7 protein-coding genes are annotated in these 9,849 nt (G+C 70.8%); 2 read left to right on the top strand and 5 right to left on the bottom strand.

The genetic code is table 11. The features are described 5' to 3' along the window. Positions 1 to 297: 297 nt before the first annotated feature. Together dnaJ and hrcA are read right to left on the bottom strand one after the other, a co-directional pair. A complete protein-coding gene (gene dnaJ / locus ACZ53N_RS09845) occupies positions 298 to 1,434 on the bottom strand; it encodes a molecular chaperone DnaJ (protein WP_184729867.1) in 1,137 nt (378 codons plus the stop codon). Next, positions 1,435 to 2,451 carry a heat-inducible transcriptional repressor HrcA gene (gene hrcA / locus ACZ53N_RS09840; protein WP_184731049.1) on the bottom strand — a complete coding sequence of 339 codons (1,017 nt, stop codon included), beginning with the start codon at positions 2,449 to 2,451 and terminating at the stop codon, positions 1,435 to 1,437. Positions 2,452 to 2,625: 174 nt separating this feature from the next. Between hrcA and ACZ53N_RS09835 the strand changes: the two genes are divergently transcribed. Next, entirely contained in the window at positions 2,626 to 3,363 is a 738-nt protein-coding gene (locus tag ACZ53N_RS09835; RefSeq protein WP_469140398.1) for an MBL fold metallo-hydrolase, read from the top strand. Between the two features lie 101 nt (positions 3,364 to 3,464). Further along, on the top strand, positions 3,465 to 4,286 hold the full coding sequence (locus ACZ53N_RS09830) for a DUF3097 domain-containing protein (protein WP_469140397.1): 822 nt from the start codon (positions 3,465 to 3,467) through the stop codon (positions 4,284 to 4,286). Between the two features lie 64 nt (positions 4,287 to 4,350). On the opposite strand, the gene hemW is transcribed toward ACZ53N_RS09830, so the two are convergent. From hemW to lepA, 3 genes are all read right to left on the bottom strand, one after another. Then, positions 4,351 to 5,583, bottom strand: coding sequence for a radical SAM family heme chaperone HemW (gene hemW, locus ACZ53N_RS09825; protein ID WP_469140396.1), 1,233 nt, complete (start codon positions 5,581 to 5,583; stop codon positions 4,351 to 4,353). Positions 5,584 to 5,640: 57 nt separating this feature from the next. Beyond that, positions 5,641 to 7,530, bottom strand: coding sequence for an AMP-dependent synthetase/ligase (locus tag ACZ53N_RS09820; protein WP_469140395.1), 1,890 nt, complete (start codon positions 7,528 to 7,530; stop codon positions 5,641 to 5,643). Between the two features lie 307 nt (positions 7,531 to 7,837). Next, positions 7,838 to 9,709, bottom strand: a complete 1,872-nt coding sequence (gene lepA, locus ACZ53N_RS09815) for a translation elongation factor 4 (protein WP_469140394.1) — start codon at positions 9,707 to 9,709, stop codon at positions 7,838 to 7,840. Positions 9,710 to 9,849 lie beyond the last annotated feature (140 nt).

The following is a 9,849-nucleotide window of genomic DNA, read 5'->3' as shown; positions in this document are numbered from 1 at the left end:
ATGGCGCAAGGGAAGCGACGAACCCCCCCCCCCCCCCTTCCTCCCCCCCCCCCCCCCCCCCCCCCCCTCCCTCCCCCTCCCCCCCCCCCCCCCCCCCCCGCCCCTCCCCCCCCCCCCCCCCCCCACGTCCGGACGACTGAACAGCGTTTGTCAGCGCCAAGCCCGAACGCGTCGATCAAGCTTGGTGGCAGACGCCTACCGCCCGTTGAACGCGTCCTTCAACCGCGAGAACAACCCCTGCTGCCCCGGCTTACCGTGCCGACCCGGGGGACGACCCCCGGACCCCCAGCCGGACGCCTACCGCCCGTTGAACGCATCCTTCAACCGCGAGAACAACCCCTGCTGCCCCGGCTTGAACTCGCCCATGGGGCGCTCCTCGCCGCGCAGCTTCGCGAGCTGTCGCAGCAGGTCCTCCTGCTGCGGGTCGAGCTTGGCGGGGGTGGTCACCTCGACGTGCACGACGAGGTCACCGCGGCCGCCGCCGCGCAGGTGCGTGACACCGCGCTGGTGCAGCGGGATCGACTGGCCGGACTGGGTGCCGGGCCGGATGTCGATCTCCTCGATGCCGTCCAGGGTCTCCAGCGGCACCTTCGTGCCGAGGGCCGCGGCCGTCATCGGGATGGTGACCGTGCAGTGCAGATCGTCGCCGCGCCGCTGGAACGTGCTGTGCGGGATCTCGTGGATCTCCACGTACAGGTCACCGGCCGGGCCGCCGCCGGGGCCGACCTCGCCCTCGCCCGCGAGCTGGATGCGGGTGCCGTTGTCGACACCGGCCGGGATCTTCACGGTCAGGGTCCGCCGCGACCGGACGCGGCCGTCGCCGGCGCACTCCGGGCACGGGGTCGGCACCACGGTGCCGAAGCCCTGGCACTGCGGGCACGGCCGGGAGGTCATGACCTGACCGAGGAAGGACCGGGTGACCTGCGAGACCTCGCCGCGACCGCGGCACATGTCACAGGTCTGGGCGGACGTGCCGGGGGCCGCGCCCTCGCCGCTGCACGTGGTGCAGACGACGGCCGTGTCGACCTGGATCTCCTTGGTCGTCCCGAAGGCGGCCTCGTCGAGGGTCACTTCGAGCCGGATCATGGCGTCCTGGCCGCGCCGCGTGCGCGACCGGGGGCCGCGCTGCGAGGCCTGTCCGAAGAAGGCGTCCATGATGTCGGAGAAGTTGCCGAAGCCCGCGCCGAAGCCGCCCGCGCCACCGGCGCCGCCCGAGGAGGACAGCGGGTCGCCGCCGAGGTCGTAGACCTGCTTCTTCTGCGGGTCGGAGAGCACCTCGTAAGCGGCGTTGATCTCCTTGAACCGCTCCTGGGTCTTCGGGTCCGGATTCACGTCCGGGTGCAACTCGCGGGCGAGTCGACGGAAGGCCTTCTTGATCTCGTCCTGCGAGGCATCACGCCGTACGCCCAGGACCGCGTAGTAGTCCGTGGCCACTTACGACTCCGCCAGGATCTGTCCGACGTAACGTGCCACTGCGCGTACCGCTCCCATCGTTCCGGGGTAGTCCATGCGGGTCGGTCCGACCACGCCGAGTTTGGCGACTGCCTCGTCGCCCGAACCGTAGCCGACGGCCACGACCGATGTGGAGGTCAGCCCCTCGTGAGCGTTCTCATGACCGATGCGAACGGTCATGCCCGAGTCCTTGGCCTCACCCAGGAGCTTGAGCAGCACGACCTGCTCCTCCAACGCCTCCAGCACGGGCCGGATCGTCAGCGGGAAGTCATGCCCGAAACGGGTGAGATTGGCGGTGCCGCCGATCATCAGCCGTTCCTCGGTCTCCTCGACCAGGGTCTCCAGCAGGGTCGCGAGGACCGTAGAAACGGTTCCTCGGTCGTCCTGCTCGAAGGACTCGGGAAGGTCCTGCACCAGCTGCGGCACATCCGCGAAGCGCCGCCCCACGACCCGGCTGTTGAGCCGTGCCCGCAGGTCCGCGAGCGAGGTCTCGCCGATCGGCGCCGGGCAGTCGACCATGCGCTGCTCGACGCGTCCGGTGTCCGTGATCAGCACGAGCATCACACGGGCCGGGGCGAGTGAGAGCAATTCCACATGCCGCACCGTCGAGCGGGTCAGCGACGGGTACTGCACCACGGCGACCTGCCGGGTCAGCTGCGCCAGCAGCCGGACGGTGCGCGCCACGACGTCGTCCAGGTCGACGGCGCCGTCCAGGAAGTTCTGGATCGCGCGCCGCTCGGGCGAGGACAGCGGCTTGACGCCGGCCAGCTTGTCGACGAAAAGGCGGTAGCCCTTGTCGGTCGGGATGCGGCCCGCGCTCGTGTGGGGCTGGGCGATGAAGCCCTCGTCCTCCAGCGCGGCCATGTCGTTGCGCACGGTGGCCGGGGACACGCCCAGCCGGTGCCGCTCGGTGAGGGCCTTGGAGCCGACGGGCTCCTCGGTGCCCACGTAATCCTGGACGATGGCGCGCAACACCTCGAGCCTTCGTTCGCTCAGCACCGCGCGCACCTCCCAGTCCAGCCGTCTCACGGGGTCGTCCCTGGCACTCGAAGGTCACGAGTGCCAAATCCCTCCCGCCAGTGTACGGCCGGGTACTACGGCCAGGGCAAGGGCCGTCCCGCCGCGCGCCTCCCTGGCGGGCAAACCGTACCGTGCTCCGGCTAGCGTCTCGGTATGGAAAATCATGGGCAATGGGGCGCGCGGGAGCGCTGGGAGCCGCTCGCGCCGGGGATCGCGCGCCGCAGGATGCCGGTCTGGGACTGCACGATCGGGGCCGTCGCCGGGCCTGACGGGGTGCTGCTGGTGGACACCGGCTCGTCCCTGCGGGAGGGCGCGGAGATCCGTCGGGAGGTCGAGGAGCTCTTCGGCCGCCGCGTGACGCATATCGCTCTCACGCACGCGCACTTCGACCATGTGCTGGGCACCGCCGCCTTCGCGGGCGCGCAGGTGTACGGGGCCATGGGCATCGACACGGCGCTCCGCGACGGGGAAGAGGTGCGCACGAGCGCGGTGCGGCAGGGGGTGGACCCCGATGCCGCCGAGGAGGCGGCCGATCTGCTCGTGCGCCCGCACCATCTGGTCTCCGGCGAGCTGACCCTGGACCTGGGCGGCGGCCGACGGGCGCTGCTCGCGGACGTGGGGCCAGGGCACACGGCGCACGATCTGGCGGTGCTGGTCACGGACTCCGGTGGCGCTCCGGAGGTCGTCTTCTGCGGGGATCTGGTCGAGGAGTCCGGTGAACCGCAGGCGGGCTCGGACGCGCTGCCCGAGCAGTGGCCCGCGGCGCTGGACGCGCTGCTGGCGCTCGGCGGCGAGGACGCGATCTACGTGCCGGGGCACGGCGCGGTGGTGGATGCCGGGTTTGTCCGTGCGCAGCGTGACGCGCTGGCGCTGCGTTTCGGCGTGTCGTAACGCCGGTAGCGCGCTTTTTCCTATGGTCGGGCTGGTGCGCGGCAGAGGTCGCGTGCTTCCGGGCACCCCCGGCCCCCGGATCCCCCGACCGGAACGGCTCCATGCGCAGCAGACAGTACGGCCCCGACCTGACCCCTCCGTGGAAGAAGACCGCCCCCGCTCCCGAGGTCCCGGCCGACCCCGACCTCGTGGTCGAGGAGGTCACGACGGGCTTCTGCGGGGCCGTGGTCCGCTGCGAGAAAACGGCGCAGGGCCCGACGGTCACCCTGGAGGACCGCTTCGGCAAGCACCGGGTCTTCCCGATGGAGCCGCGCGGCTTCCTCCTGGAGGGCCGGGTCGTCACGCTCGTACGCCCGGGTCCCTCAAGCCCCCGCGCGCCCCAGCGGACCGCCTCGGGCTCGGTGGCCGTGCCCGGGGCCCGGGCACGGGTGGCCCGGGCCGGGCGCATCTACGTCGAGGGGCGGCACGACGCGGAGCTCGTGGAGCGGGTGTGGGGTGACGACCTGCGCATCGAGGGCGTGGTCGTGGAGTACCTGGAGGGCATCGACGACCTCCCCGCCATCGTCCGCTCCTTCGCCCCCGCCCCGGACGCGCGCCTGGGGGTCCTGGTCGACCACCTCGTGCCGGGCTCGAAGGAGTCGCGGATCGCGGCGCAGGTCACGGGCGCGGACGTGCTGGTCGTCGGCCACCCGTACATCGACGTGTGGGAGGCGGTGAAGCCGTCCTCGGTGGGCATCGCGGCGTGGCCGCGCGTACCGCGCGGCGAGGACTGGAAGACGGGCGTGTGCCGGGCACTGGGCTGGCCGGAGAACACGGGGGCCGCGTGGCAGCGGATCCTGGGGTCGGTGCGCTCGTACAAGGACCTGGAGCCGCAGCTGTTGGGGCGGGTGGAGGAGCTGATCGATTTCGTGACGGCGCCCTGAGAATTCTCAGCCCGTCCGGCGATCGAGGGCCGGGGCCCGGGGCGGAGCCCCGGACCCCGGGGCCTCAGTCCACCAGGTCCCGCACCACGCCATCGGCGAGCAGCCGCCCCCGCAGGGTCAGGACCGCGCGGCCCTGCTCGTACGGGCCGGGGTCCAGCAGGCCGTCCGCCAAGGCACGCGCGGCCGCTGCCGCTCCGGCCGGCTTCAGCAAGGACAGCGGGCAACCGTCGATCAGTCGCAGTTCCAGCAGGATCCGCTCGACCCGCTGGTCCTCCTCCGGCAGGACCTCGCGGCCCGCCCCCGGGGAGCGTCCCTCGGTCAGCGCCTGCGCGTACGCGCCCGGGTGCTTGACGTTCCACCACCGCACGCCCCCCACGTGCGAGTGCGCCCCGGGGCCCGCGCCCCACCAGTCGGCGCCGCGCCAGTACAGCTCGTTGTGGCGGCAGCGGCCGGCCTCGGTGGTGGCCCAGTTGGAGACCTCGTACCAGCCGAAGCCGGCGGCGGTGAGCATCTCCTCGGCGATGAGATAGCGGTCGGCGTGGACGTCGTCGTCGGTCATCGGGACCTCGCCGCGGCGGATGCGCCGGGCGAGCTGGGTGCCCTCCTCGACGATCAGGGCGTAGGCCGAGACATGGTCCGGGCCCGCGCCGATCGCGGCGGACAGCGAGGCCCGCCAGTCGTCGTCGGACTCCCCCGGGGTGCCGTAGATCAGGTCCAGGTTGACGTGCTCGAAGCCGGCCGCCCGGGCCTCGGCGACGCATGCCTCCGGGCGGCCCGGGGTGTGCGTGCGGTCCAGGATCTGCAGGACGTGCGGGCGGGCGCTCTGCATGCCGAAGGAGATCCGGTTGAAACCGCCCTCGCGCAGCTCCGCCAGGTAGGCCGGGTCGACGGAGTCCGGGTTGGCCTCGGTGGTGATCTCCGCGCCCTCGGCGAAGCCGAACTCGTCGCGGATCGCGGCCAGCATCCGTACGAGGTCGGCGGCGGGCAGCAGGGTCGGGGTGCCGCCCCCGACGAAGACGGTCTCCACGGGGCGGGGGTCGTCGCCCAGTACCTTCCGCGCGAGCCGGATCTCCTCGGTGAGGGTCTCGGCGTAGTTGTCCCGGGAGGCCAGTGCGCCGCCGGAGCCGCGCAGCTCACTGGCGGTGTAGGTGTTGAAGTCGCAGTACCCGCAGCGTGTCGCGCAGTACGGCACGTGCAGATAGAACCCGAGCGGCCGTGCTCCCGCGCCCTCCAGGGCGTGCCGGGGCAGGGCCCCGTCCTCGGGCATGGGCTCACCATCAGGCAGTACGGAAGGCATGCGTCCATTGTCCGGCATGCCGCCGGTAGGCCCGCCCGGTGAGGGCGGGCCGGTGCGTCAGCCCTCCCTCGCCCCCTCGTACATCTCCTCGATCAGGGCCTTGTACTCACGCTCGACCACCGGCCGCTTGAGCTTGAGGCTCGGCGTCAGCTCGCCGTGCTCGACGTCCAGGTCACGCGGCAGCAGCCGGAACTTCTTGATCGTCTGCCAGCGCTGCAGGCCCTCGTTCAGCCGTCGCACATAGCCTTCGATCAGCTCCTCGGCCTCCTTGGTGGCGACCACCTCGGCGTACGACTTGCCCTCCAGGCCGTGCTCGGAGGCCCAGGTCATCAGCGTCGGCTCGTCGAGGGCGATGAGGGCGCTGCAGAAGTTACGGTCCGCCCCGTACACCAGGATGTTGGAGACGAACGGGCACACGGCCTTGAACTGGCCCTCGACCTCGGCCGGCGCGACGTACTTGCCGCCCGAGGTCTTGATCAGGTCCTTCTTCCGGTCCGTGATCCTCAGGAAGCCGTCCGGGGACAGCTCGCCGATGTCGCCGGTGTGGAACCAGCCGTCGGACTCCAGCACCTCCGCCGTCTTCTCGGGCTGGCCGTGGTAGCCCTCCATGACGCCGGGGCCGCGCAGCAGGATCTCGCCGTCGTCCGCGATACGGACCTCCGTGCCGGGCAGCGGCTTGCCGACCGTGCCGGTGCGGTACGCCTCGCCGGGGTTGACGAAGCTGGCGGCGCTGGTCTCGGTGAGGCCGTAGCCCTCCAGGATGTGGATGCCGGCGCCGGAGAAGAAGTAGCCGATCTCGGGGGCGAGGGCGGAGGCGCCGGAGACGCAGGCGCGCATCCGGCCGCCGAACGCCTCACGGATCTTGGAGTAGACGAGGGCGTCGGCGACCTTGTGCTTGGCGGTGAGCCCGAAGGGGGCGGTCTTGCTCCCGGTGCGGCGGAAATTGTCCTGCGAGACCTTGGCGTACTCGCGGGCGACCTCCGCGGCCCACTGGAAGATCTTGTACTTGGCACCGCCGCCCGCGCGGGCCTTGGCGGCGACGCCGTTGTAGACCTTCTCGAAGACGCGCGGCACGGCGGCCATATAGGTGGGCCGGACGATCGGCAGATTGTCGATGATCTTGTCGACCCGGCCGTCCACGGCGGTGACGTGTCCGACGCTGATCTGCCCGGCGGTCAGCACCTTGCCGAAGACGTGCGCGAGCGGCAGCCACAGATACTGCACGTCGTCGGGGAGCACCAGGTCGGTGGCCTGGATCGCCCGGGCCATGTACGACCAGCAGTCGTGCGGCAGCCGTACGCCCTTGGGACGGCCGGTGGTGCCGGAGGTGTAGATGAGGGTGGCGAGCTGGTCGGCGCGCAGGGCGCCGACGCTGTCCCGCACGGCGTCGGGGTGCTTGCGCAGGTGCTCGGCGCCCCGCCGCTCCAGCTCCGCCAGGGAGAGCACCCAGCCCTCGGGGTCGCCGTCGGCGGGGACGGCGTCCTCGGCGTTGATCACGACGACATGGGCGAGGTCGGGCAGCTCACCCCGGCGCTGCCGGGCCTTGGCGAGCTGAGCGGCGTCCTCGGCGATGAGCACCCGGCTCTCCGAGTCGGAGAGGATGAAGGCCGTCTCGTCGACGTTGGTGCTGGGGTAGATCGTGGTGGTCGCGGTGCCGGCACAGAGCACGCCGAGGTCCGCCAGGATCCACTCGACCCGGGTGGAGCAGGCGAGCGCGACCCGCTGCTCGGGGCGCACCCCGAGGTCGAGGAGGCCGGCGGCGATGGCGAAGACCCGCTCGGCCGCGCCGCCCCAGGTGAGCGAGGCCCAGGTGTCGGGACCCTCGCCGGAGGCGGCGGGCACCGGGTAGCGGTACGCCTCCGCGTCCGGGGTCGTCCCGACACGGTCGAGGAAGAGGGTCGCCACGGAGGGCGGCCGGCTCTCGATCAAGGTCTGTGTCTCGGTCACGGCATCCTCCGGGGGCCCGCACTTCACTGTGGTGACTCGTGAGTAACCTTCCAAACTGTGATCAGAGTAGAGCCCGCACCGCCACCACGTAAGGGGCTGTGGACGACGGGTTCAAGCTGTGACCACAGTGGTAAGTGTCATATGCACACACCACTCATGAGCAGCCCTTTTCCGGCCCGCATCAGGCGCGAATTCCGGTCCGTACCGGGGCGCGGACGCACCGAAAGGCGCCCGCCCCCTCCAGGGGGGCGGGCGCCTTCGGCCGGGCGGCGGGAGCCGCCGCGGCTACTTCCCGTGCACGCGGAGGCTACTTCTTGCCCTTCTCCGCGCCGTCGGAGTCCGAGGACAGCACCGCGATGAAGGCCTCCTGCGGGACCTCCACGCTGCCGACCATCTTCATCCGCTTCTTGCCTTCCTTCTGCTTCTCCAGCAGCTTGCGCTTACGGGAGATGTCGCCGCCGTAGCACTTGGCGAGGACGTCCTTGCGGATCGCGCGGACCGTCTCACGGGCGATGACCCGCGAGCCGATGGCGGCCTGGATCGGCACCTCGAAGTTCTGCCGCGGGATCAGCTCGCGCAGCTTGGCGACGAGCCGCACGCCGTACGCGTACGCCTTGTCCTTGTGCGTGATGGCGGAGAACGCGTCCACCTTGTCGCCGTGCAGCAGGATGTCGACCTTGACCAGGCTGGCCTGCTGCTCGCCGGTGGGCTCGTAGTCGAGGGAGGCGTAACCGCGGGTCTTGGACTTCAGCTGGTCGAAGAAGTCGAAGACGATCTCGGCGAGCGGCAGGGTGTAGCGCAGCTCGACGCGGTCCTCGGAGAGGTAGTCCATGCCCAGCAGCGAGCCGCGGCGGGACTGGCAGAGCTCCATGATCGCGCCGACGAACTCGTTGGGCGCGAGGATCGTCGACTTCACCACCGGCTCGTGCACCTCGGCGATCTTCCCCTCGGGGAACTCGCTCGGGTTGGTGACGATGTGCTCGGTGCCGTCCTCCATGTTGACCCGGTAGACCACGTTCGGCGCGGTCGCGATGAGGTCCAGGCCGAACTCCCGCTCCAGCCGCTCGCGGATCACGTCCAGGTGCAGCAGACCGAGGAAGCCGACGCGGAAGCCGAAGCCGAGCGCGGCCGAGGTCTCCGGCTCGTAGACAAGGGCGGCGTCGTTGAGCTGGAGCTTGTCGAGGGCCTCGCGCAGCTCGGGGTAGTCCGAGCCGTCCAGCGGGTACAGGCCCGAGAACACCATCGGCTTGGGGTCCTTGTAGCCGCCCAGGGCCTCGGTGGCGCCGTTGTGCAGGGAGGTGATCGTGTCACCGACCTTGGACTGCCGGACGTCCTTCACACCGGTGATGATGTAACCCACCTCACCGACGCCGAGGCCGTCGGAGGCCGTCATCTCGGGCGAGGAGACACCGATCTCCAGCAGCTCGTGGGTGGCGCCGGTCGACATCATCTTGATGCGCTCGCGCTTCTTCAGCTCGCCGTCCACGACCCTGACGTAGGTGACCACGCCGCGGTAGGAGTCATAGACCGAGTCGAAGATCATCGCGCGGGCCGGGGCGTCCTTGACGCCGACCGGGGGCGGGACCTGCTTGACGACCTCGTTGAGCAGCTCGTCGACGCCGACGCCGGTCTTCGCGGAGACCTTCAGCACGTCGGAGGGGTCGCAGCCGATCAGATGCGCCAGCTCGGCGGCGAACTTCTCGGGCTGCGCGGCCGGCAGGTCGATCTTGTTGAGGACCGGAATGATCGTGAGGTCGTTCTCCATCGCCAGGTACAGGTTGGCGAGGGTCTGGGCCTCGATGCCCTGGGCCGCGTCCACGAGGAGGATGCAGCCCTCGCAGGCGGCGAGCGAACGCGAGACCTCATAGGTGAAGTCCACGTGGCCCGGCGTGTCGATCATGTTGAGGATGTGGGTCTGCCCCGTGTCCTCGCCCTCGGTGGGCGCCCAGGGCAGACGGACCGCCTGGGACTTGATCGTGATGCCGCGCTCGCGCTCGATGTCCATCCGGTCGAGGTACTGTGCGCGCATCTGCCGCGAGTCGACCACACCGGTCAGCTGGAGCATCCGGTCGGCGAGCGTCGACTTGCCATGGTCGATGTGCGCGATGATGCAGAAGTTACGGATCAGAGCCGGGTCGGTACGGCTCGGCTCCGGCACGTTGGTAGGGGTCGCGGGCACGCAAGGTCCATTCGGTGACTTCGGCGTTTGAACGCGGTCTCGGCGGGAGTCGCGGTTTATACGTCCCCCCATCGTCCCATGACCGGCGACCTCGGTCCGGTTTGGGAGCCCGTCGTGGCTGCTGGTAGCCTGGTCCACTG

Source organism: Streptomyces sp. NPDC033229 (genome assembly GCF_055576875.1).
The sequence above is the reverse complement of the archived record's forward strand: the minus strand, read 5'-3'. Positions and strand labels throughout refer to the sequence as shown.

Bases quoted from the DNA above. Each gene is read 5' to 3' on its own strand.
- ACZ53N_RS09830 (WP_469140397.1), top strand. From the start codon at position 3,465: ATGCGCAGCAGACAGTACGGCCCCGACCTGACCCCTCCGTGGAAGAAG.
- ACZ53N_RS09835 (WP_469140398.1), top strand. From the start codon at position 2,626: ATGGAAAATCATGGGCAATGGGGCGCGCGGGAGCGCTGGGAGCCGCTC.
- hemW (WP_469140396.1), bottom strand. From the start codon at position 5,583: ATGCCTTCCGTACTGCCTGATGGTGAGCCCATGCCCGAGGACGGGGCC.